The 22,587-nt window shown below is 64.7% G+C and carries 22 protein-coding genes and 2 tRNA genes; 3 read left to right on the top strand and 21 right to left on the bottom strand.

Going from position 1 to position 22,587, the window contains the following annotated elements; genetic code table 11:
* Positions 1-7 precede the first annotated feature (7 nt).
* The 20 genes from ACP7BH_RS02465 to ACP7BH_RS02370 form a co-directional block, all read right to left on the bottom strand.
* A complete protein-coding gene (locus ACP7BH_RS02465) occupies positions 8-1,681 on the bottom strand; it encodes a ribonuclease J (protein WP_425984019.1) in 1,674 nt (557 codons plus the stop codon).
* Entirely contained in the window at positions 1,682-2,461 is a 780-nt protein-coding gene (locus ACP7BH_RS02460; protein WP_425984816.1) for a type III pantothenate kinase, read from the bottom strand. It abuts the gene before it with no gap.
* A complete protein-coding gene (locus ACP7BH_RS02455) occupies positions 2,458-3,207 on the bottom strand; it encodes a biotin--[acetyl-CoA-carboxylase] ligase (RefSeq protein WP_425984021.1) in 750 nt (249 codons plus the stop codon). The genes ACP7BH_RS02460 and ACP7BH_RS02455 overlap by 4 nt, the downstream gene beginning before the upstream one ends.
* A gap of 4 nt (positions 3,208-3,211) precedes the next feature.
* Positions 3,212-4,654 carry an NADH-quinone oxidoreductase subunit NuoN gene (gene nuoN, locus ACP7BH_RS02450; protein WP_425984023.1) on the bottom strand — a complete coding sequence of 481 codons (1,443 nt, stop codon included), beginning with the start codon at positions 4,652-4,654 and terminating at the stop codon, positions 3,212-3,214.
* A gap of 7 nt (positions 4,655-4,661) precedes the next feature.
* Positions 4,662-6,146 carry an NADH-quinone oxidoreductase subunit M gene (locus ACP7BH_RS02445; protein ID WP_425984025.1) on the bottom strand — a complete coding sequence of 495 codons (1,485 nt, stop codon included), beginning with the start codon at positions 6,144-6,146 and terminating at the stop codon, positions 4,662-4,664.
* 4 nt (positions 6,147-6,150) lie between these two features.
* Positions 6,151-8,262 carry an NADH-quinone oxidoreductase subunit L gene (gene nuoL / locus ACP7BH_RS02440; RefSeq protein ID WP_425984027.1) on the bottom strand — a complete coding sequence of 704 codons (2,112 nt, stop codon included), beginning with the start codon at positions 8,260-8,262 and terminating at the stop codon, positions 6,151-6,153.
* Between the two features lie 2 nt (positions 8,263-8,264).
* On the bottom strand, positions 8,265-8,573 hold the full coding sequence (gene nuoK / locus ACP7BH_RS02435) for an NADH-quinone oxidoreductase subunit NuoK (RefSeq protein ID WP_135195887.1): 309 nt from the start codon (positions 8,571-8,573) through the stop codon (positions 8,265-8,267).
* Positions 8,573-9,199: an NADH-quinone oxidoreductase subunit J gene (locus ACP7BH_RS02430; protein ID WP_135195886.1), complete on the bottom strand. Its 627-nt coding sequence runs from the start codon at positions 9,197-9,199 to the stop codon at positions 8,573-8,575. Before ACP7BH_RS02430 ends, nuoK begins: the two co-directional genes overlap by 1 nt.
* A gap of 172 nt (positions 9,200-9,371) precedes the next feature.
* Entirely contained in the window at positions 9,372-9,863 is a 492-nt protein-coding gene (gene nuoI, locus ACP7BH_RS02425; protein ID WP_017503987.1) for an NADH-quinone oxidoreductase subunit NuoI, read from the bottom strand.
* Positions 9,863-10,054: a hypothetical protein gene (locus ACP7BH_RS02420; protein ID WP_425984029.1), complete on the bottom strand. Its 192-nt coding sequence runs from the start codon at positions 10,052-10,054 to the stop codon at positions 9,863-9,865. The genes nuoI and ACP7BH_RS02420 overlap by 1 nt, the downstream gene beginning before the upstream one ends.
* Positions 10,054-11,127, bottom strand: a complete 1,074-nt coding sequence (gene nuoH / locus ACP7BH_RS02415) for an NADH-quinone oxidoreductase subunit NuoH (RefSeq protein WP_425984031.1) — start codon at positions 11,125-11,127, stop codon at positions 10,054-10,056. The genes ACP7BH_RS02420 and nuoH overlap by 1 nt, the downstream gene beginning before the upstream one ends.
* 3 nt (positions 11,128-11,130) lie before the next feature.
* Positions 11,131-13,176, bottom strand: a complete 2,046-nt coding sequence (nuoG, locus tag ACP7BH_RS02410) for an NADH-quinone oxidoreductase subunit NuoG (RefSeq protein WP_425984033.1) — start codon at positions 13,174-13,176, stop codon at positions 11,131-11,133.
* The gene (locus ACP7BH_RS02405) at positions 13,176-13,667 is read right to left on the bottom strand and encodes a hypothetical protein (RefSeq protein WP_425984035.1); all 492 of its coding nucleotides are present in this window, start codon (positions 13,665-13,667) and stop codon (positions 13,176-13,178) included. Before ACP7BH_RS02405 ends, nuoG begins: the two co-directional genes overlap by 1 nt.
* A 2-nt stretch (positions 13,668-13,669) precedes the next feature.
* The gene (nuoF, locus tag ACP7BH_RS02400) at positions 13,670-14,983 is read right to left on the bottom strand and encodes an NADH-quinone oxidoreductase subunit NuoF (RefSeq protein WP_425984036.1); all 1,314 of its coding nucleotides are present in this window, start codon (positions 14,981-14,983) and stop codon (positions 13,670-13,672) included.
* A gap of 5 nt (positions 14,984-14,988) precedes the next feature.
* Complete coding sequence (locus ACP7BH_RS02395) at positions 14,989-15,252, bottom strand: hypothetical protein (protein ID WP_409715316.1); 264 nt, start codon at positions 15,250-15,252, stop codon at positions 14,989-14,991.
* The gene (gene nuoE / locus ACP7BH_RS02390; RefSeq protein ID WP_425984038.1) at positions 15,252-15,929 is read right to left on the bottom strand and encodes an NADH-quinone oxidoreductase subunit NuoE; all 678 of its coding nucleotides are present in this window, start codon (positions 15,927-15,929) and stop codon (positions 15,252-15,254) included. The genes ACP7BH_RS02395 and nuoE overlap by 1 nt, the downstream gene beginning before the upstream one ends.
* Positions 15,926-17,104 carry an NADH-quinone oxidoreductase subunit D gene (locus tag ACP7BH_RS02385; RefSeq protein WP_425984817.1) on the bottom strand — a complete coding sequence of 393 codons (1,179 nt, stop codon included), beginning with the start codon at positions 17,102-17,104 and terminating at the stop codon, positions 15,926-15,928. The genes nuoE and ACP7BH_RS02385 overlap by 4 nt, the downstream gene beginning before the upstream one ends.
* Positions 17,105-17,190: 86 nt before the next feature.
* Positions 17,191-17,820, bottom strand: coding sequence for an NADH-quinone oxidoreductase subunit C (locus ACP7BH_RS02380; RefSeq protein WP_425984040.1), 630 nt, complete (start codon positions 17,818-17,820; stop codon positions 17,191-17,193).
* Positions 17,817-18,446 carry a NuoB/complex I 20 kDa subunit family protein gene (locus ACP7BH_RS02375; RefSeq protein WP_159851101.1) on the bottom strand — a complete coding sequence of 210 codons (630 nt, stop codon included), beginning with the start codon at positions 18,444-18,446 and terminating at the stop codon, positions 17,817-17,819. Before ACP7BH_RS02375 ends, ACP7BH_RS02380 begins: the two co-directional genes overlap by 4 nt.
* Positions 18,416-18,793 carry an NADH-quinone oxidoreductase subunit A gene (locus ACP7BH_RS02370; RefSeq protein ID WP_346495319.1) on the bottom strand — a complete coding sequence of 126 codons (378 nt, stop codon included), beginning with the start codon at positions 18,791-18,793 and terminating at the stop codon, positions 18,416-18,418. Before ACP7BH_RS02370 ends, ACP7BH_RS02375 begins: the two co-directional genes overlap by 31 nt.
* A 205-nt stretch (positions 18,794-18,998) precedes the next feature.
* Here ACP7BH_RS02370 and ACP7BH_RS02365 point away from each other — a divergent pair, with 205 nt between their 5' ends.
* The 3 genes from ACP7BH_RS02365 to ACP7BH_RS02355 all read left to right on the top strand — a co-directional run bounded on the left by ACP7BH_RS02365 (position 18,999) and on the right by ACP7BH_RS02355 (position 20,961).
* Positions 18,999-20,630 (top strand): AbgT family transporter, encoded by a 1,632-nt coding sequence (locus tag ACP7BH_RS02365; protein ID WP_425984042.1) that lies wholly within the window; start codon positions 18,999-19,001, stop codon positions 20,628-20,630.
* Between the two features lie 96 nt (positions 20,631-20,726).
* Positions 20,727-20,803: transfer RNA gene (locus ACP7BH_RS02360), tRNA-Asp, on the top strand.
* A gap of 81 nt (positions 20,804-20,884) precedes the next feature.
* Positions 20,885-20,961: transfer RNA gene (locus tag ACP7BH_RS02355), tRNA-Asp, on the top strand.
* 94 nt (positions 20,962-21,055) lie between these two features.
* Here the strand turns inward: ACP7BH_RS02355 and ACP7BH_RS02350 are convergent.
* Positions 21,056-22,306 carry a glycosyltransferase gene (locus ACP7BH_RS02350; RefSeq protein ID WP_425984043.1) on the bottom strand — a complete coding sequence of 417 codons (1,251 nt, stop codon included), beginning with the start codon at positions 22,304-22,306 and terminating at the stop codon, positions 21,056-21,058.
* Positions 22,307-22,587: the final 281 nt, after the last annotated feature.

Raw genomic sequence — 22,587 nt, 5'->3', positions numbered from 1 at the left:
GGTTGCATCAGACCCGCAGGACCACGGTCTCGACGATGGGACGGCGATCCCAGATCTGCTGGCTGGCCTTCTTCAGCACGCGAGCCACAGCCTGTTCGATGACCATTTCGTCGTCCAGGGCGTCGCCCTTCAGACCCTTGATCACCTGCTCGACCCGCTCGGCCAGCTTGTCCAGAGCGTCACCCAGGGGTGTGCCCGTGTCGCCGGGCAGGCCGACGCTGCGGATGTCGATGTCGCTGGCGATACGGCCGCGCTTGTCCAGGGCGAAGCTGACGATCAGCACGCCGTTGGTAGAGGCGTGGCGACGCTCCTTCAGGGCCTCGCCCTGTTCGGTCACCAGCATGCCGCCATCGACGTACAGGCGGCCGCTAGGCACCTCGTCGATGATCTTGGCCGGGCCAGGCGCCAGACGGACCATGTCGCCGTTGCGCGGCGTGACGGTCTCCTTGATGCCGATGTCCTTGGCCAGGTTGGCGTGTTCCAGCAGGAAGCGGCGCACGCCGTGGGTCGGCACGGCGATCTGCGGCCGGACCCAGTCGTACATCTGCTTCAGTTCGTCACGGCACGGGTGACCCGAGACGTGGATGCCGGGGTGATCCTTCTCGGTGTAGAGGCGCACGCCCCGGTCCGCGAGCCGGTCCTGCAGATTGCCGATGGCCAGTTCGTTGCCGGGGATCTGGCGCGACGAGAAGATGCAGTGGTCGCCCAGGCCCAGCTTCACGACCGGGTGGGTGCCGTCGGCGACGCGCGACAATGCCGCACGGGCCTCGCCCTGGCTGCCGGTGCACAGATACAAAATCTGGTCGGCGGGCCAGACGCGGGCCTCTTCGTCCGACAGGAAGGGCTTCACGTCCTGCAACATGCCGACGTGTTTGGCGGCCGCAGTGATCTTGTGCATCGAGCGGCCGGCCAGGGACACGCGACGGCCGCAGGCCTCGGCCGCGCGGATTACGCTGTCCATACGCGCGACGTTGGAGGCGAAACAGCCCACGGCGACACGACCCTTGAGGCTGCCGATCAGTTTGGCGATCGCCACGGCGACATCGCCTTCTGACCCGGCGACGCCCGGCACGAAGACATTGGTCGAATCGCAGACCATGGCCAGCACGCCCTCGTCGCCCAGGGCGCGGATGGCGGGCGCGTCGGTCTTTTCGCCGATGATCGGCTGGTCGTCGATCTTCCAGTCGCCGGTGTGGAACACCATGCCCAGGGGGGTGTCGATGGCCAGGCCGCTGGGCTCGGCGATCGAGTGGCTCATGTTGACGAAGGTCACGCCGAACGAACCGACGTCCACAGTCCCGCCCAGCGGCACCTCGATCACCTGGACCTCATCAAAGATACCGCGCTCGCGCAGCTTGTCCTTGATCAGATAGGCGGTGAAGGGGGTGGCGTAGACCGGCGCCTTGATGCGCGGCCACAGCCAGCCGAGAGCGCCGATGTGATCCTCGTGCGCGTGGGTCAGCATGATGCCCTTGATGTTCTCCCCTTCGAGGAAGGAGGGATCAGGCACGATCACGTCGACGCCGGGCGTGGACAGGTCGCCGAAGGTGACGCCGACATCGACGATCAGCCATTCACGATTGTCCGCCGGGCCGAAGCCATAGGCGTTGAGGTTCATACCGACTTCGTCGGAGCCGCCCAGAGGCAGGAAAACGAGTTCGTCTTGGTTTTGCTTTTTCATTCAATCAGTCAAATGGGCGTTACGACGCCAGATTTCGAGGAGGCCGCGAATAGTTAAATCGGGATCGAAGTGATCAATGCTGTCGGTCGCGCCTTCGAACAGGCTGGCGACGCCGCCGGTTCCGATGACGGTCATGGGCCGCGCCCACTCCGCCTTGATGCGCTGGACCAGGCCTTCGATCAACGAAATATAGCCCCAGAAGACGCCGGACTGCATGGCCTCGACCGTGCCCTTGCCGATGACGTGTTCGGGTTTCTGGATGGCGATGCGGGGCAGTTTGGCCGCCGCCTCGTGAAGCGCCTGAAGCGACAGATTGATGCCCGGCGCGATCAGACCGCCTTCGAACGCGCCATCAGCGGACACGATGTCGAATGTCGTCGCCGTGCCGCTGTCGATCAGCAGCAGGTCGCCGGAATACATCAGCGACGCCCCGACAGCGTTGACCAGTCGGTCAGCGCCGGCCTCGCTGGGTTTGGCGATCCGCACCTCAATGCCCAGTTCGGCGTTCTCGCCGATGACCAGGGGTTCGATGTTCAGATAGCGCCGCGCCAGATTGCGCAGGTTGAAGATCGATTGCGGCACGACGCTGGAAATGATGCAGCCGCTGAGGGCGTCGAACTTCAGCCCTTTCATGACCATCAGCTGATTCAGCCAGACGGCGTATTCGTCGGCCGTGCGGCTGGCCTCTGTCGCGGCGCGCCATTGGGCGATCCAGTCCGAGCCGTCGTGAACCGCGAACAGCGTATTGGTATTGCCCTGTTCGATCGCCAGCAGCATCAGGCGGCCTTGCCGAAAAACACGTCGCCGGCGGAGATGAGGCGCACCGAACCATCGGTCAAACGCAGGCGCAGCGCACCGTCCGGCTCAACGCCCTCGGCCAGGCCTTCCAGGGTTTCATTGTCAAGTCGAGCGACACACGGACCGTTCAGCCCGGTCAGACGGCTGGTCCAGGCGTCCAGAACCGGGTCGAAGCCCAAGGTCTGCCAGCGCCCCCACCAAACGGCGAAGGTCTCGGCCAGAATCTCGGCAGCCGCCTCGATGGGCGGGACATAGGCCAGGTCGGCGCGCAGGCGAGCGGCGATGGAGGTTGCGCCACGTTCGGTGCCTTCGGGCGCATGGGCCAGGTTCACGCCGATGCCGACCGCCAGCCACAGATCACCGTTCGCATGAGCGCCCGACTCGACCAAGATGCCCGAGACCTTCACCCCGTCCAGCAGGACGTCATTGGGCCATTTGATCGACACCAGGGCTGGCGAGACGAACACGTCCAGCAGGTCGGCGACAGCCAGGGCCGCGACGAAGGTGGCCTGGGCCGCCTCGGCCGCCGACTTGGGCGTGGTGACCAGCAGGGTGGCGGCCAGATTGCCCTGATCGCTTTCCCACTTGCGTCCGCGACGCCCGCGACCGGCGGTCTGACGCCGCGCCACGATCCAGCGCGGCCCGGCCTCACCGGCCTCGGCGAGGCGGCGCGCCTCGGCGTTGGTCGAGTCGATCTCGTCGAGAATTACCAGGGGGACGGGCGTCAACGCCCTACCCGTTCCCGAAGCCGGCGCTCGCAACCTTGGTCAGCGGCTCCAGCCAGGTCAGACCCACGATCACCAGCGGGAAGGCGAAGGCGGCGCAGGCCCAGCCGATCCACCTGGCCTCGACCGGCGCGGCGTCTGTGGCGATATCGTCCACGGGCGCATCGAACCACATCAGCTTGAGGATGCGCAGATAGTAGAAGGCGGCGACGACCGAGGCGACCAGACCGGCGGCGGCGACAGGCCACAGACCCGCATCGGCGGCGGCGCCGAACACATAGTACTTGCCCCAGAAGCCCGAGAACGGCGGCATGCCCAGAACCGACAGCGACAGGATGGTCAGCGCCACGGCCGTCAAAGGACGATCCTTCTTCAGACCGGCGAGGTCGGCGATGCGGCGGATCGGACGGCCCGACTTGGAAAGGCTGAGCAGGATGGCGAAGAAGCCCAGCTGGTCGATGACATACAGGGTCATGAACATCAGCATGGCCTGCAGGCCCTCGGCCGTGCCCGCCGCGATGCCGAGAAGCGCATAGCCGATGTTGGCGATCGAAGAATAGGCCAACAGGCGCTGGATGTCCTTCTGAGCCAGACCGCCGAAGGCGCCGACGACGAAGCTGATCAGGGAGATGGCGATCAGGACCTGGGACCACTGGGCGTGGGCGTCGCCGAAGCCGTGTTCCAGCGCGCGCGCGATCAGGACCATGGCGGCGACCTTGGGGGCCGTGGCGAACAGGGCCACGACCGGCGTCGGCGCGCCCTCATAGACGTCGGGCGTCCACATGTGGAACGGCGCGGCCGAAACCTTGAACGCCAGACCGCAAATCAGGAAGACCAGGCCGAAGACCAGGCCGGGACCGGGGTTGTCCTGCGCGAAGGCGGCGATGTCCTCGAACCGCATCGAACCGGCGAAGCCGTAGATCAGGCTGGAGCCGTAGAGCAGTAGGCCCGACGACAAGGCGCCCAGGACGAAATACTTCAGACCCGCTTCCGACGCCTTGACGTCGTTGCGGTGGAAGGCGGCCAAAACATAGAGGGCCAGCGAGTGCAACTCGATGCCCACATACATGGAGATCAGGTCGCCCGAGGACGCCATCATCCCCATACCGACCGAGGCCAGCACGATCAGGACCGGATATTCGAACTTGGCGATGCGCGTGCGCTTCATCCAGCCGTCGCCCAAGACGACCGCCACGGCGGCCGACAGATAGATCAGGCTCTTGGCGTAGATGGCCAAGGGATCCGCGACATAGGCGCCGTTGAAGGCGACGCCCCACGGGCCGACGATGGCGATGACCGATGCGGCGATCAGCAAGAGGACCGACAGGATCGAGACCAGACGGGCGCTCTTGTCGCCGATGAAGGCGCCGACCATCAGCAGGACCAGGGCGCCGACCGCGAGGGTGACTTCCGAGGCGGCGAGATGCAGGGCGGAGGACAAATCAGGCATTATGGTCTCACCCGCCGATCGCGGCGCGATAGGCGCTGGTCAGGGCCTCGACGGCAGGCCCGGTGTAATCGAGGACGGCGGCCGGATGGACCCCCAGCCAGATGGTGCCGACGATCAACGGCACGAACAGAAGCAGTTCGCGCTTGTCGATGTCGGTGATGGCCTGAAGCTTTGGATTGGTGATCTCGCCGAACATGACCGCGCGGTACAGCGTCAGCGCATAGACCGCCGAGAAGATCACGCCCGAGGCCGCCACCAGAGCCGCCCAGGTCGAGGCCTGATAGGCACCCGTCATGGTCAGCACTTCACCGACGAAGCCCGAGGTGCCCGGCAGGCCGACGTTGGCCATGGTGAACATCAGGAAGATCGCCGCATACCAGGGCATGCGCGACGTCAGGCCGCCGTAGAAGGCGATCTCACGAGTGTGCATCCGGTCATAGACGACGCCGACGCACAGGAACAGCGCGCCCGAGATCAGACCGTGGCTGATCATCTGGAAGATGGCGCCCTGCATGCCGACGTCATTGCCCGAGAAGATGCCCAGGGTCACGAAGCCCATGTGGGCCACGGACGAATAGGCGATCAGCTTCTTGATGTCCGTCTGACGCCAGGCGACCAGCGACGTATAGACGATGGCGATCACCGATAGGGTGAAGACCAGCGGACGGAACATCTCCGACGCGACCGGGAACATCGGCACGTTGAACAGGATGAAGCCATAGCCGCCCAGCTTCAGCAGGATGCCGGCCAAGATGACCGAACCGGCCGTCGGCGCCTGAACGTGGGCGTCCGGAAGCCAGGTGTGAACCGGCCACATCGGCATCTTGACCGCGAACGAGGCGAAGAAGGCCAGCCAGAGCAACGGCTGAACCGCCGGGTCGAAGGCGTATTGCTTCAGCTCGGGGATGCTGGTGGTGCCGGCCTCATGCGCCATCCACAGCATGGCCAGCAGCATCAGGACGGACCCCAGCAGGGTGTAGAGGAAGAACTTGTAGGCCGCGTAGATCCGGTTCGCCCCGCCCCAGATGCCGATGATCAGGAACATCGGCACCAAGGTGCCTTCGAAGAAGATGTAGAACAGGAACAGGTCCAGCGACGTGAACACGCCGATGACCAGCGTCTCCAGCACCAGGAAGGCGATCATATATTCGACGACGCGCGTCTCGATCGACTTCCAGCTGGCCAGGATGCAGATCGGCATCAGGAAGGCGGTCAGCAGCACGAACAGGATCGAGATCCCGTCCACGCCGAGGTGATAGCTGGCGCCCGCGAACCACGGGACGAACTCCACGAACTGATAGCCGGTGTTCGCTGGATCGAAGCCGGCGACCAGCACGACCGAAACCGCCAGCGTGACCAGCGTCGTGACCAGGGCGATCCAGCGCGCGGCCGGAGCGGCGGCGTCGGCCGACTTGAAGGTCAGCCGGGCGACGAAGAGCGCCAGGGCCCCGATCAGGGGCAGGAATGTAACGAGGCTCAGGATGTAGGGCACGAGATCAGGCTCCCCACGCGAGGATGGCGAAGGTGAGCAGACCGGCGACCCCCAGCAGCATCACGAAGGCATAATGATAGACATAGCCGGACTGGATCTTGGCCAGTCGAGCGGCGGATTTCAGCGACACCCAGGCAGCGCCGTTCGGACCGAGACCATCGATGATCTTCACGTCGAAGATCTTCCAGAAGACGTCGCCGATGGCCTTGAAGCCGCGCACGAAGACGAAGTCGTACAGCTCGTCGAAATACCACTTGTTGTAGAGGAAGCGGTAGATGACGCCGTTCCGCTCGGCCATGCGACGGCCCATGCCCTCGCGAGCGACATAGATCCAGTAGGCGAAGGCCGTACCGATCAGGGTCAGGATCAGCGGCGACCACTTCACCCAGGTCGGGACGTCGTGGCTCTCGTGCAGGACGTGGTTGTTTTCTCCGGTGAAGATCGCCCCGCGCCAGAACTCGCCCTCGTGGTGGCCGATGAAGTGCGGCGCGAACACGAAACCGGCGGCGACGGCGCCGACCGACAGCAGGATCAGCGGAACCAGCATCACCCACGGGCTCTCGTGCGGCTTGAGTGGGCCATGATGACCGTGGTCGTCGTGGGCATGGTCGTCATGGGCGGTATGCGCGACGGCATGACCATGATCGTCAGGCAACGGCTCGGAGTGCGTCTCCAACTGCGCATCCGTGGCGTGATCGTCGCCGTGGTGCGCCCCCTCTTCCTTCCACACAGGCTTGTTGTGGAAGGTCATGAAGACCAGGCGCCACGAATAGTAGGCCGTCAGACCGGCGGCGATGATGCCGACGAAGAAGGCGAACAGGCCGATAGCCGAATGACCCGAGGCCGCCGAGGCGTAGGCGCTCTCGATGATCGAATCCTTGGAATAGAAGCCTGCGAAGCCGCCCACGCCGGGGATGCCCAGGCCAGTGATGGCGATGGTGCCGATGGTCATCACCGCATAGGTGACCGGCAGCAGCTTCCACAGTCCGCCCATCTTCCGCATGTCCTGCTCGTGATGCATGCCGTGGATCACAGAACCGGCGCCCAGGAACAGCAGGGCCTTGAAGAAGGCGTGCGTGAACAGGTGGAACATGGCGGCTTGATAGGCGCCGACACCCGCCGCGAAGAACATGTAGCCCAGCTGCGAACAGGTCGAATAGGCGATGACCCGCTTGATGTCGTTCTGGGTCAGGCCGACCGTCGCGGCGAACAGGGCCGTGATCGCGCCGATGATGGCGATGATCTGCGACGCGCCCGGCGCATACTCATAGATCGGCGACAGCAGGCAGACCATGTAGACGCCTGCGGTCACCATGGTGGCGGCGTGGATCAGGGCCGAAACCGGGGTCGGGCCTTCCATCGCGTCGGGCAGCCAGGTGTGCAGGAAGAACTGGGCCGACTTGCCCATGGCGCCGATGAACAGCAGGAAGCCGGCCAGATCCAGGGCGGACCATTGGACGCCCAGGAACTCCCACGTCGTGTTCGCCTTGGTGGCGATCATCGGGAACAGCTCGGCGAACTCGATCGTGCCGTACATCCAGAAGATCGTCATGATCCCCAGGACGAAGCCAAAGTCGCCGACGCGGTTGACGACAAAGGCCTTGATGGCGGCGGCGCTGGCCGTCGGCTTCTTGAACCAGAAGCCGATCAGTAGATAGGAGGCCAGGCCCACGCCTTCCCAGCCGAAGAAGATCTGCATGAAGTCGGCGGCCGTCACCAGCGCCAGCATCATGAAGGTGAATAGCGACAGATAGGCGAAGAAGCGCGGCCGGCTGTCGTCCTCGGCCATGTAGCCCCAGGAATACAGGTGAACTAGCGACGAGACGCTGGTGACCACGATCAGCATGGTCGCCGACAGGGCGTCGATGCGGATCGACCAGGCCGACTGGAAGTCGCCCACATTGATGAAGGGCGCCAGGCGAATGGTGAAGGGCTCCATGTGGCCCCAGGTCCATTGCCCGAACACCGTCCAGGCGACGGCGCAGGAGAAAAACAGCAGGCCGGTCGTGACGGCCTGCGACGGGATATTGCCGATCCGGCGTCCGAAGAAGCCGGCGATGGCCGCGCCCAGCAGCGGGGCGAAGATCCCGAGAATGACGAGGGTATGGAAAGTCACGCTCAACCCTTCATCACGGAGGCGTCGTCGACGGCGATGTCGCCGCGGTTACGGAAGAAGGTCACCAGAATGGCCAGGCCGACGGCGGCCTCGGCCGCGGCGACGGTCAGGACGAACATCGCCATGATCTGCCCGCTGATGTCGTTCAGATAGGTCGAGAAGGCTACGAAGTTGATGTTCACCGCCAGCAGGATCAGCTCGATCGACATCAGGATGATGATGACGTTCTTGCGGTTCACGAAGATGCCGAACACCCCGATGGTGAACAGGATCGCGGCGACCGTCAGATAGTGGGTCAGACCGATGTCCATCAGAGAAGCTCCTCGGCGCTGACGCCCTCGCCCGTCGCGGCAGGCTTGATCTCGACCGACTTGCGACGGTCGCGGTTCACCTGATCGCCGGGGTTCTGGCGTTTGATATTCGGCTTGTGGCGCAGCGTCAGGGTGATGGCGCCGATCATCGCGATCAGCAGCACGATCCCGGCCGCCTGGAAGAAGTAGACGTAGTCCGTGTAGAGCACGCGACCGATGGCCTCGACATTGGTGACGCTGGCATCCGGCGCGCCCGGCGCCGGCAGGCCCGCCGCCGCCCCGCCCTGGACCACGGCGACCGAGACGATGATCATCTCCACCAGCAGCACGGCGGCGATGATCGCCCCCAGCGGCAGATAGCGCGCGTAACCTTCGCGCAGCTTCAGGAAGTCCACGTCCAGCATCATGACGACGAACAGGAACAGGACCGCGACCGCGCCGACATAGACGACGACCAGCAACATCGCCAGGAACTCGGCGCCCAGCAGAACGAACAGACCGGCCGACGAGAAGAATGCCAGGATCAACCACAGCACGCTGTGCACGGGATTGCGCGCGGTCACGACCAGAAGGCCGGAAACCGTGGCGACCGCCGCCAGCAGATAGAAGGCTATGCCTTGCAGCATGTCGGGACGAAGCCCCTTTCGTATCGGCCGCGACCCCGTTTTTGGAATCGCCGACCCGTTAGCGTGAGCTGCCTAGTTCAAGACCTCTTCCTCTTGAAGAGGTCTTGAACGGCAACTTGAGTGGAGCGTGATCTTATCCGAAAAACCGGTAGCCACTTTTCGGGATCACGCTCTAGCGGTAAGGCGCGTCGAGTTCCAGATTCTTGGCGATCTGCCGTTCCCAGCGGTCGCCGTTATCGAGCAGGCGTTGCTTGTCGTAGAGCAGCTCCTCGCGCGTCTCGACGGCGAATTCGGAGTTGGGCCCCTCCACGATGGCGTCCACCGGGCAGGCCTCCTGGCACAGGCCGCAGTAGATGCATTTGACCATGTCGATGTCGTAGCGGGTCGTGCGGCGGCTGCCGTCGGCGCGCGGTTCGGCCTCAATGGTGATGGCCTGGGCCGGGCAGATGGCTTCGCACAGCTTGCAGGCGATGCAGCGTTCCTCGCCATTCGCATAGCGACGCAGGGCGTGTTCGCCGCGGAAGCGCGGCGACTGCGGGTTCCGCTCGAACGGATAGTTCACGGTCATCTTGGGCCGCGCCATGTACTTCAGCGACAGACCGATGGCGCCGATGACGTCCAGCATCATCGCGCCCTTGGTCGCCTGGACGATACGGGTGAACATCAGGGCTTATCCTTGGGGGCGGGCGTCGTCTTGGGGGCGGACTGAGGAGCGGTCTGGCTGGCGCGCCAGTCCTGTTCGATGCGGTCTTGGCGCTGCTGCCACTGATAGCTCGACTCGGGCATGCGCGTATTGTCGGGCGCGCAGGCGGCCGTCAGCGTCAGCAGGCCGAAAGCGATGACAAGACCCTTCATCACGACCCCACCACGAAGACGCGCCAGGCCGAGACGATCACGACCGCCACCAGCGAGGTCGGCAGGAAGATCTTCCAGCCCAGGCGCATCAGTTGGTCATAGCGATAGCGCGGCACGAAGGCCTTCACCATCGAGATGCAGACGAACCAGAAGACCGTCTTGGCCATGAAGGTCAGCAGATAGATCGTATAGGCGATCCAGGCTGGCAGCCCATCCATCCAGGCCTGCGGTACGCCGGGGTTCCAGCCGCCGAAGAACAGCAGGCTGATCATCGCCGACATGAAGACGATGTTGACGTACTCGCCCATCATGAACAGCAGATACGGGGTCGAGCTGTATTCGACCTGATAACCGGCGACCAGCTCGGACTCGGCCTCGGGCAGGTCGAATGGCGGACGGTTGGTCTCGGCCAGGGCCGAGATGAAGAAGATGATCGACATCGGGAACAGGATCACGACCAACGGCCAGGTGTCGGCGCCGCCGCCGAAGCCGTACCAGTTCCAGAACACACCCTTCTGGCTGTCGACGATGGCCGACAGGTTCATCGTGCCGGCCAGCAGGATCACATTGATGATGATCAGGCCCAGCGACACTTCATAGGACACCATCTGCGCCGCCGAGCGCAGCGAGCCCAGGAACGGATACTTCGAGTTCGAAGCCCATCCGCCCATAATGATGCCGTACACGCCCAGCGACGACACCGCGAAGATGTACAGGATGCCGACGTTCAGGTCAGAAACCACCCAGCCGGGCGCGAACGGAATGACCGCCCAGGCCATGAAGGCCAGGATCACGGTGATGATCGGGGCGATGATGAAGACCGCCTTGTCCGCACCGGCCGGGATCACGACCTCTTTCAGCACGAACTTGATCATGTCCGCGAAGGACTGAAGCAGGCCGAAGGGACCGACGACGTTCGGACCCTTGCGCATCTGCACACCGGCCCAGACCTTGCGGTCGGCCAGCAGCAGGAAGGCGACGGCGATGAGCACGCCGACCGTGATCAGCAGAACCTGACCGAGCGTGATCAGCGTCCAGCCCAGAGGCGTGGCCCAGAAAGAAACGGGGTCCATGGCTTACTCCGCCGCCATTGCGACCGGCGCGATCCGCAGGGCGGACAGCTCGGCCATCGTCGCGCTGGCGCGCGCTATCGGATTGGAAAGATAGGGGTCGGTGATCGCCGAGGCGAACACCCGGTCGCCCAGGTCGCCCTTGGCGCCCAGGGCCGCCACGTCGAACGACGCCGGCGCGGGCAGATAGTCGATCCGGCCGAAGGTCGGATGATCGCCCATCAGCTTGGCGCGAAGCTGCTCCAGCGTGTCGTAAGGCAGGGTCTGGTCGACGCGGGCCGACAGGGCGCGGATGATGGCCCAGTCTTCCTTGGCCTCGCCCTTGGGGAAGACGACGCGTTCGGCCATCTGCACCCGGCCCTCGGTGTTCACATACAGGCCCGACTTCTCGGTATAGGCGGCGCCCGGCAGGATCACGTCTGCGCCGTGCGCCCCACGGTCGCCGTGGCTGCCCAGATAGACGCGGAAGGCGTTCGAACCCGTCGGATCGACCTCGTCGGCGCCCAGCAAGAACAGCACGTCCAGCGCATCCGGCTTCAGCATCTCGGCGACCGTCAGGCCGCCTTCAGCGGGCACGAAGCCCATGTCCAGACCGGCGACGCGCGATGCGGCGTGGTGCAGGACGTTGAAGCCGTTCCAGCTGTCGGTGACGACGCCGACCTTTTTCGCCAAGGCGCCCAGAGCGTTCAGGACGGCCGGGCCGCCCTCCCCGTTCAGCGCGCCGGATCCGACGATGATCGCCGGACGCTCGGCCTTGGTCAGGAAGTCCATCGCCGACTTGGGCAGCTTGCCCAGGGTCTGCGAACCGGCGCCCAGATAGGCGTAGTCGAAGGTCAGATCGGCCTGTTCGCCGATCAGGCCGATCTCGACGTCGCCCTTGATCCAGCTCTTGCGCAGACGGGCGTTCAGCAGCGGCGCCTCAATGCGCGGGTTCACACCCACGATCAGGATGGCGTCAGCCTTTTCAATGCCTTCCACGCCGGTGTTGAACAGCCAGCCCTCGCGCGGACCATAGCCCAGGGCGGCGCCGTCCTGGCGGCAGTCGGTGTTGTTCGAGCCAAGCGCGCGGAACAGGTCCAGCGTCGCCTTCATCGACTCGGCGTCCTGCAGGTCCCCGGCGATCACGCCGATACGGTCAGCCGGTGCGGCTTTGAGCTTGGCGGCGACGGCGTCCAGCGCCTCGTTCCACGACGCGGCGCGCAGCTTGCCGTTTTCGCGTATCCACGGGCGATCCAGACGACGCGCGGTCAGGCCGTCGACGACATAGCGGCTCTTGTCCGACAGCCACTCTTCGTTGATGCCCTCGTTGACGCGCGGCAGCACCCGCATCACCTCGGAGCCGCGAAAATCGGCGCGGATGTTCGAGCCCAGGGCGTCCATGACGTCGATGGTTTCGGTCTTCTTCAGTTCCCACGGACGATAGTGGTACTGCCACGGACGGTGCGTCAGGGCGCCGACCGGGCACAGGTCGTTGACGTTGCCTGACAGTTCCGAAGCAACCGACTTCTCCAAATAGGTCGTGATCTCGGCATCCTCGCCGCGCGAAATCATGCCGATGTCCGGCACGCCGGCGACTTCGGTGATGAAGCGGACGCAGCGCGTGCACTGGATGCAGCGCGTCATGAAGGTCTTGATGGTCGGACCCATGACCTTTTCTTCGACCGCTCGCTTGTTCTCGGCATAGCGAGAGCCGTCGCGGCCATAGCCCATGGCCTGGTCCTGCAGGTCGCACTCGCCGCCCTGGTCGCAGATCGGGCAATCCAGCGGGTGGTTGATGAGCAGGAACTCCATCACCCCTTCGCGCGCCTTCTTGACCATCGGCGTGTCGGTGAAGATTTCCTGACCTTCGGCGGCCGGCAAGGCGCACGAGGCCTGCGGCTTCGGCGGTCCGGGCTTCACCTCGACCAGGCACATGCGGCAGTTGCCGGCGATGGACAGGCGTTCGTGATAGCAGAAGCGCGGAATCTCCTGCCCCGCGCGTTCGGCGACCTGGAGCACCGTCATGCCGGGCTCGAACTCGGTTTCGACGCCGTTGACCTTGGCGACTGGCATCAGCGGGCCTCTTCTTCAGCGGGAACGGCCAGTTCGGCCTGTTCCGTGGTCCCATCCGGGAGCGTCTGTGTGATGGTGATCGTGTCGCCGTCCATGACGTAACGGATCACCGGGTCGCCCGACTGGTTCATCCAGCGAACGAGCGTTGCATCGGGCAGATCGAGCGGTTTCCACACGATCAGATCGTTTTCGACACGGCAGTCGGCGCGCATCCGCCCGCCATCGACCGGTGCGCGCCACGAGGCGTGGACTACGCCGTTCTCGACGCCGTCGACAGCGATTGCCGCAGGCTCCTGGCCATGCACCTGGGCCAGACCGGCCTGACACACGCGGCGCAGCTCGCCGACGGTCAGAACCTTGGGCGCCGCCTGCACGGCGTCCGAAGCCTTGACCTCGGCCGACACCTTTTCCGCAGGCGTGGGCGCAGCTTCACGCTCGCCGCAGGCGGCGAGAGCGAAGGCTCCGATCACGATGGCGGTGGAAAGGCGCATTCCTACTCCGCGGCGATGGCGTGGCCGGCGAAATTCGCGCGGCGGCTGCGGTAGTTGGCGATGCGGTCTTCGATCTCGTGACGGAAGTGACGGATCAGGCCCTGAACGGGCCAGGCGGCGGCGTCGCCCAGGGCGCAGATGGTGTGGCCCTCGACCTGGCTGGCGACGTCCAGCAGCAGGTCGATCTCCGACGGATCGGCCTCGCCTACGGCCATCCGCTCCAGCACGCGCCACATCCAGCCGGTGCCTTCGCGGCACGGCGTGCACTGGCCGCAGCTCTCGTGCTTGAAGAAGTAGCTGATGCGGGCGATCGCCTTCACGATGTCGGTCGACTCGTCCATGACGGTGACGCCGGCCGTTCCCAGCGACGAGCGAACCTCGCGCATGGAATCGAAGTCCATAAGGACCGTCTCGGCCTGTTCGCGCGTGATGACCGGGCAGGATGCGCCGCCGGGGATGATGGCTTTCAGATTGCCCCAGCCGCCGCGAACGCCGCCGCCGTGATCCTCGATCAGCTGGCGCAGCGGGATCGACATGGCCTCTTCGACGACGCATGGCGTGTTCACGTGCCCCGACAGGGACATCAGCTTGGTGCCGGTGTTGTTCGGACGACCGAAGCTGGCGAACCAGTCCGCGCCGCGACGCAGGATCGTGCCGACGACGGCGATCGACTCGACGTTGTTCACCGTGGTCGGGCAGCCGTACAGACCCGCGCCGGCCGGGAACGGCGGCTTCAGACGCGGCTGGCCCTTCTTGCCTTCCAGCGATTCCAGAAGGGCCGTCTCTTCGCCGCAGATGTAGGCGCCGGCGCCGTGGTGGATGTAGACGTCGAAGTCCCAGCCGTGGACGTTGTCCTTGCCGATCAGCTTGCCTTCATAGGCCTGCTTGACGGCGGCTTCCATACGCTCGCGCTCCAGCACGTATTCGCCGCGCAGGTAGATGTAGCAGGCGTGGGCCTGCATCGCGAAGCTGGCGATCAGCGCGCCTTCGATCAGCAGGTGCGGATCATGGCGCATGATCTCGCGGTCCTTGCAGGTCGCGGGCTCGGATTCGTCGGCGTTGATGACCAGGTAGTGAGGGCGATCCTTCATTTCCTTGGGCATGAACGACCACTTCAGGCCTGTCGAGAAGCCCGCGCCGCCACGGCCGCGCAGACCCGAGGCCTTGACGTTGTTGATGATCCAGTCGCGGCCAAGGTCCAACATGTCCTTGGTGGCGTTCCAGGCGCCGCGATTCTTCGCCCCGTCCAGCGTCCAGTCCTGGAAGCCGTACAGGTTGGTGAAGATGCGATCCTTGTCTTCGAGAATGCCGATCATGGCCCTCAGAGTCCTTCCGCCAGACGGCGCTTGTGGTGACGAGTACGCATCCAGATGGCCGCAATGACCATCACCCAGCCCGCCGCCAGCATGAAGTAGGAGAGATTGACCGCCCACGGTCCGACCGCGCCCTGACGCGAGATCAGGATTAGAACGGCCGCGCCGACGACCATCGCCAGGCCGCCGGCCCGCAACGGACGCCCGACGCCGCGCAGTTCCTTGCGATAGGCCGCGCGGCCCTCGTCGGTGCTCAGATCAGGCGGCGCCATCAGGCCGGCGCCTTCTCGACCGGCGCCGGGTCGCTGTTCGGCAGCTTCGTGATCGGCTTGGCGGCCGACCCGTCATACAGTGTAGCGTCCAGCAGCGTCTTGGCGCCGCCCGCCGGTTCTGACGTGACGCGGCCGGCATACGATCCCGGCTTCGGCGTCTTGCCCGCCGCGAAATCGTCGATGATCTGGCCGATGGTCTCGGGCGTCAGGTCTTCGAAATAGTAGTCGTTGATCTGGGCCATCGGCGCGTTCGAACAGGCGCCCAGGCATTCGACTTCCTGCCAGGTGAAGCGGCCGTCGGCGGACATATGATCCTTGGGACCGATCTTGTCCTTACAGACCTTCATCAGCTCATTGGCGCCGCGCAGCATGCACGGCGTTGTGCCGCACACCTGGATCAGGGCGGTCTTGCCGACAGGCTCCAGCATGAACATGGTATAGAAGGTCGCGACCTCCAGCACCCGGATGAAGGGCATGCCCAGCAGCTCGCCGACGGCGCGGATGGCGGGTTCGGAGACCCAGCCCTCCTGCTTCTGCACCAGCCACAGGATCGGGATCACCGCCGACTGGCGACGGCTTTCCGGGTATTTCTTGATCCACCACTCGGCCTTGGCTGTCGTGTCGGCCGTAAAGGCGAACGAGGCCGGCTGTTCCTTGGCGAGACGACGAACGCTCATCGGTCCACTTCTCCGAAAACGATGTCGAGCGAGCCCAGAATGGCGGACACGTCGGCCAACTGGTGGCCGCGGTTCATCCAGTCCATCGCCTGCAGCGAGCGGAAGCCCGGCGCCGAGATCTTCACGCGATACGGTTTGTTGGTGCCGTCCGACACCAGATAGATGCCGAACTCGCCCTTGGGCGCTTCGACCGAGGCGTAGACCTCGCCCTCAGGCGTCTTGAAGCCTTCGGTATACAGCTTGAAGTGATGGATCAGCGATTCCATCGAGCGCTTCATCTCGCCACGGCGCGGCGGAACGATCTTGTTGTCCTCGATCATCACCGGCTCGCCGGGGCAGTTGCGCAGCTTGTGGATGCACTGCTCCATAATCCGCACCGACTGCTTCATCTCTTCGATGCGCACCAGATAGCGGTCCCAGCAGTCGCCGTTCTTGCCGACGACCACGTCGAACTCCAGCTCGGCATAGCACTCGTAGGGCTGCGACTTGCGCAGGTCCCAGGCTATGTTCGACCCGCGCAGCATCACGCCGGTGAAGCCCCACTCCAGGGCCTGCTGTTTCGACACCACGCCGATGTCGACGTTGCGTTGCTTGAAGATACGGTTCTCGGTGACCAGGCTTTCGATATCCTTCAGCGCCGGCGGGAACTCGTGGCACCAGCGGCCGATGTCGTCGATCAGGTCCATCGGCAGGTCCTGGTGGACGCCGCCCGGACGGAAGTAGTTGGCGTGCAGACGGGCGCCGCAGGCGCGCTCGTAAAACACCATCAGCTTCTCGCGTTCCTCGAAGCCCCAGAGCGGCGGCGTCAGGGCGCCGACGTCCATGGCCTGGGTCGTCACGTTCAGCATGTGCGACAGGATGCGGCCGATTTCCGAATACAGGACGCGGATCAGTTGCGCCCGGTAAGGCACCTCGATGCCCAGCAGTTTTTCGATGGCCAGGCAGAAGGCGTGTTCCTGGTTCATCGGCGACACATAATCGAGACGATCCAGATACGGCACGTTCTGCAGATAGGTGCGCGCCTCCATCAGCTTCTCGGTGCCGCGGTGCAGCAGGCCAATGTGCGGATCGACGCGCTCGACGATCTCGCCGTCCAGCTCCAGCACCAGGCGCAGCACGCCGTGCGCGGCCGGGTGTTGCGGACCGAAGTTGATGGTGAACTTGCGGTCTTCCATCTCGCGCGCGTGGGCGGTGCGCGTGTCGAGGTCGTCCTCGAACACATCGACGCCCAGCGGCGGCAGGGTGGGGTTTCCGTCAGCCATTACGCCTGGCCTCCCACCTTCTCGTCGCCCGGCAGAACCGGCGCGGGGTATTCGGCGCCTTCCCAAGGCGACAGGAAGTCAAACGTGCGGAACTCTTGCGTCAGCTTGACCGGTTCATAGACCACGCGGCGCTGTTCCTCGTCGTAGCGAACCTCGACATAGCCCGTCATCGGGAAGTCCTTGCGAAGGGGATGCCCCTCGAAGCCGTAGTCCGTCAGCAGGCGACGCATATCCGGGTGGCCCGAGAACAGCATGCCGTACATGTCGTAGGCTTCGCGTTCGAACCAATTGGCGGCCGGATAGGCCGAAATGACCGAGGGCACCGGCTGGGTCTCATCGGTCGACACCTTGACGCGCAGGCGCGCGTTCCGCGTCATCGACAGCAGATGATAGACGACCTCGAAACGCTCCTTGCGATCCGGATAGTCCACGCCGCAGAGGTCCAGGAGCTGCTGGAAACCGAACTGATCGCGCAGCGCAGTCAGCACCTCGACGATCCGCTCGCGCGGCGCGACCAGCGTCAGTTCGCCGAATGCGATCTGCGCCTCGACGCCCAGAGCGCCGACCATCTCCGCGCCCAGCGGCGTCAGGGCGGCTTCGTGTTGCGCTTGAACAGCCAGAGACGTCATCGGTCGATCGTCCCCGTGCGACGGATCTTCTTCTGCAGCTGCAGCAGGCCGTAAAGCAGCGCCTCCGCCGTCGGCGGGCAGCCGGGCACATAGACATCCACCGGTACGACGCGGTCGCAACCGCGCACGACGCTGTAACTATAGTGGTAGTAGCCGCCGCCGTTGGCGCAGCTGCCCATCGACACGACGTAACGCGGGTCGGGCATCTGGTCGTAGACCTTGCGGATGGCCGGAGCCATCTTGTTGGTCAGGGTGCCGGCGACGATCATCAGGTCCGACTGGCGCGGACTGGCGCGGGGCGCCATGCCGAAGCGCTCGACATCGAAGCGCGGCATCGACATCTGGATCATCTCGACGGCGCAGCAGGCCAGACCGAAGGTCATCCACATCAACGAGCCCGTGCGCGCCCAGTTGATGACGTCGTCGGCGGCAGCGACCAGATAGCCCCGCTCGCCGAGTTCCATGTTCACGGCCTCGAAGAACTTGTCGTGGACCTTGGGGTCATAGCCCTCGACGGTCGAGCGCGCGGCGGCGCCGGCCGGAACCAGCGGCGCGCCGGAAGCCGTGACCAGGGTCGTCGGCGTGGAAGTGGCGACTACTCCCATTCCAGGGCTCCCTTCTTCCACTCGTAGATAAAGCCGATGGTAAGCACGCCCAGGAAGACCATCATGGACCAGAAGGCGAAGATCATGCTGCCGTGCGACAGGTCGAACATCGACACCGCCCACGGGAACAGGAAGGCCACCTCCAGGTCGAAGATGATGAACAGGATCGACACCAGATAGAAGCGGATGTCGAACTTCATGCGCGCATCGTCAAAGGCGTTGAACCCGCACTCATAGGCCGAAAGCTTTTCGGAATCCGGATTCTTCGGCGCCAGCAGAAGCGGCAGCGCGATGAACAGGATGCTGATCAGGCCGGCGACGCCCGCGAAGATGACCACCGGAAGATATTCGAGAAGGAATGCGTTCATTCGAAGAACCTCGTCCGCCGGGGAGAGGCGGGATTCGGCGCTTCTTAGACCCAAGAACGTCGCCGTTCAAACCCCTGCGGACATTGGCTTTTCATTGAGAATGGATCGCAAGTTTCTGCGCCATATGTCGCAGGCCCGACGCTTGCGCGGCTGGCGTCCGCAAAGCCCTATTGCGGACCTGATCGTGTAACCGAAAGTCATCCGAATGAGCGCAGCCAGCCGCGCCCTGAACGCCGTGGAGCGGATCGGGAATCGCCTGCCCGATCCAGTCTTCCTGTTCCTTTGGCTGATCGGCGGACTGATCGTCCTCAGCATGGTCGGCGCGGGCTTGGGATGGTCCGCCGTCAATCCGGTGACCGGCGACCAGTTGGTCGCCAAGAGCCTGCTGTCGCCTGAGAACCTGGGCCAGCTGATCATCGGCATGCCGCGCACCCTGGCCGACTTTCCGCCGCTGGGGATCGTCATCACCATTATATACGGCGCATCGGTCGCCGAGCGGACGGGCCTGTTCGCCACCGCCATTCGCGGCGCCCTGCTGAACGCGCCGCGCGCCATACTGACGCCAATCGTCGTCGTCACCGGCATGGTGTCCCACCACGCGTCGGACGCGTCCTATGTGGTCGTCATTCCTCTGGCGGCCGTGATCTTCGCGGCTGCGGGCCGTAACCCGCTGGCCGGCCTCGCAGCCGGTTTCGCCGCCGTCTCGGGCGGATACGCCGGCAATCTGTTTCCTGGGGCCAGCGATGCGCTGATCCTGGGCATCACGGAGCCCGCCGCTCAACTGATCGACCCGTCATACTCGGTGAACATCGCCGGCAACTGGTTCTTCATCGTCGGGGTCGTCTTCGTCTTCACTCCCATCGTCTGGTTCCTGACGGATCGCGTGATCGAGCCGCGCCTGGGCGTCTGGAAGCCGGCCGAGGGCGTCGCCGCCCCCAACGCCACGGAAAAACAGCCCCTGACCGCCGCCGAGAAGCGCGGCCTGCGGTTCGCCGGCCTGGCGGTTCTGGGCATGATCGCCCTGTGGGCCACGCTGACCTTCCTGCCCGGCTCGCCGTTCGTCGATCCCGAGGTCGATCCGGAGCAGAAGTTCAATCCGCTCTACAAGTCCCTGGTCGCCTTCTTCGCAATTACCTTCTTCGTCGCCGGTGGGGCCTATGGCGCCGGGTCCGGGACGATCAAGTCGCACCGCGACATGGTGACGATGATGCGCGACGGCATCGCCCAGCTGGCGCCCTATATCGTGCTCGCCTTCTTCGCCGCCCACTTCGTGGCCATGTTCAACTGGTCGGGCCTGGGACCGATCCTGGCGGTGAACGCGGCCGCCGGACTGAAGACCCTGGCCCTGCCCGCTCCGCTGCTGCTGATCTGCGTCGTCTTCGTCTCGTGCTTCTTCGACCTGTTCATCGGCTCGGCCTCGGCCAAATGGTCGGCCCTGGCGCCCATCGTCGTGCCCATGTTCATGCTGCTGGGCATTTCGCCCGAGATGACGACGGCCGCCTATCGGATGGGCGATTCGGTCACCAATATCGCTACGCCCCTGATGAGCTACTTCCCGCTGATCCTGACCTTCGCCCAGCGCTGGGATCCGCGATTCGGCCTGGGATCGCTGATGGCGACCATGCTGCCCTATGCCGGGGCCTTCCTGGTCGCCGGTCTGGCCATGGTGGCGGCCTGGGTCGCCTTCGACCTACCGCTGGGGCCGGGCGTGGGCGTCCACTATGAGCCTCCCGCCCCGGCCGTGGCCGCTCAGGAGCCAACGAGCGGCGGCCTGGCGGGCCCGCACAGCCCGCCACAGGCGGCGATCGTCACGCCGTCCACAGCCCCGTCGCGTTGAGGGTCGCGTTTCTCCGAAAAGGTCGCTTGACGCGATGTGCCAGCCCGCCTAAACGACGCCCCTCGCCGGGGCGCACAGCCGCTTCGGCCGGGAAACGCGGGTGTAGCTCAGTTGGTTAGAGTGCCGGCCTGTCACGCCGGAGGTCGCGGGTTCGAGCCCCGTCACTCGCGCCACTCTCTCTAGCAATAGATAGAGTGGCGCACACCGCCTTCCCAAAAAGCTTTCGAAACAGCTCAAAAGTTTCGACCTGATACGCGGGTGTAGCTCAGTTGGTTAGAGTGCCGGCCTGTCACGCCGGAGGTCGCGGGTTCGAGCCCCGTCACTCGCGCCACTTCTTTTCCAGACATTGCAAAAAGAAGTGGCGCGCCCCCGTTTCGGAACGCGCCTTACTCAATTGCTGATCGCCGTGCGTCTGCACGACCCCATCAATGCAGCGGCAGCGCCGTATCCGGGTTCACGAAGGCCGCCTCGCCCGTCAGTTCGCCATAGACCATGCACAGGTCCTCGAACACTCGATTCCAGGCGAACTGGCTGACCGCCTTCTCGCGCGCCGCCCGACCGATGGCTTCGATGTCGCGCGCGAACAGGGCCTCGACCGCCTGGGCATAGTCGTCGGCGTCAGCACTGACGGCTAACTGACCCACGGTCTCGTCCACCGTCTCGGCGACACCGCCTGCGTTGACCCCCACCACGGGTCGCCCGCACGCCATGGCCTCCAGCACGATCAGGCCGAACGGCTCCTTGTCGTTGGCGTGAACGAAGGCGTCGCAGCTGGCGATGATCTTGGCGACCGCCTTAGGATCGCTTTCGTACGGCATGGAGATGACGCGATCTTCTTCCGGCATCCCGGCGCCCGCGCCGACCAGAACCAGATAATAGGGGGCGCCCAGCTTCTGGACCGCCTCGATCAGCACATCGACGTTCTTCTCCTTCGCGGGCCGTCCGGCGAAGCAAAGCAATCGGGCGTCCTCGCCCAGGCCCAGCTTGTTCAGCAGCCATTGACGGTCCCGGCGTTCTGGCCGGAAGGTGTCGATCTCCACGCCCAAGGGACGGATGACGATATTGTCGACTCCGGCCTCCTCAAGCCGTCGCGCGATGAAACGGCTGGGCGACACCACTCGGTCGAACTGGGAAAACAGCTTGGCCCAGCGCTTCTCGACCGGCTTCTTGGCCCATTCGCCGAAGTGCAGCGCCGCCAGACCCGCCGGATCGGAATGACAGAAGCCGACGACGGGGCATCCGACCCGCTGACCGGCCTCCAGAGCGCCCTGCCCCGGCGTATAGGGATCGCCGGCCTCGATGATCGAGGGCTTCATCGCCGCCACCCAGGCGCTCCACCGCTTGACCGAGCTGGGCCAGCGATAGCCATCCCCGAACGGCAACTTGGTAGCCCGCAACTGCACGATGCCGTCGGTGCGCGCCTTGTGCCGGGCGCCGGGCACGATAAGCGAATGGCTGACTCCAGGCCGGTTTGATTCGATCCAAGCCTTCTTGGACAGGATGTAGCGCTTCACCCCGCCCGAACGCGGCGCATACAGCATGGTGGTGTCCACCAGGCGAGGACGCTCGTCCATCGCCGCCGCCTTCAGGGCCCGCAAGGTGTCGGCGACTTCCACGTCCAGCCCCGGAATCAGTCGGAGTTCGCTTTCCTGAACGTCGAGGTCTGTCATGCTCATGGGGTGTTCTCGCCTGGTCTGGGCTGTCGAACGCCGAAGGGGTTCGTTGGATGCGTCGCCGGGACGCGGCCTTTAGACCTTGCGACGGCCGTAAACCCCGTCGCGGCAAAGCTCAAGAGCGACGCGCTGCAAAACGCTCCGTATCCCCCGCAACGCTCGCAAACCGGAAAACACGGGTCCGTTCATAGGCAGGGTCGCCAGCAACTGCGGCCTTGTATTCGCCTCAAATTCGATAAACTTGGAAGGCTGGCGCGGACCCTGCTAAGGGATCGGCCGTACCG

It is taken from the genome of Brevundimonas sp. TWP2-1, from assembly GCF_049897645.1.
In the GTDB taxonomy this organism is placed as follows: domain Bacteria; phylum Pseudomonadota; class Alphaproteobacteria; order Caulobacterales; family Caulobacteraceae; genus Brevundimonas.
Note: the sequence above shows the minus strand (reverse complement) of the source record. Positions and strands in the feature narration are given on the sequence as shown.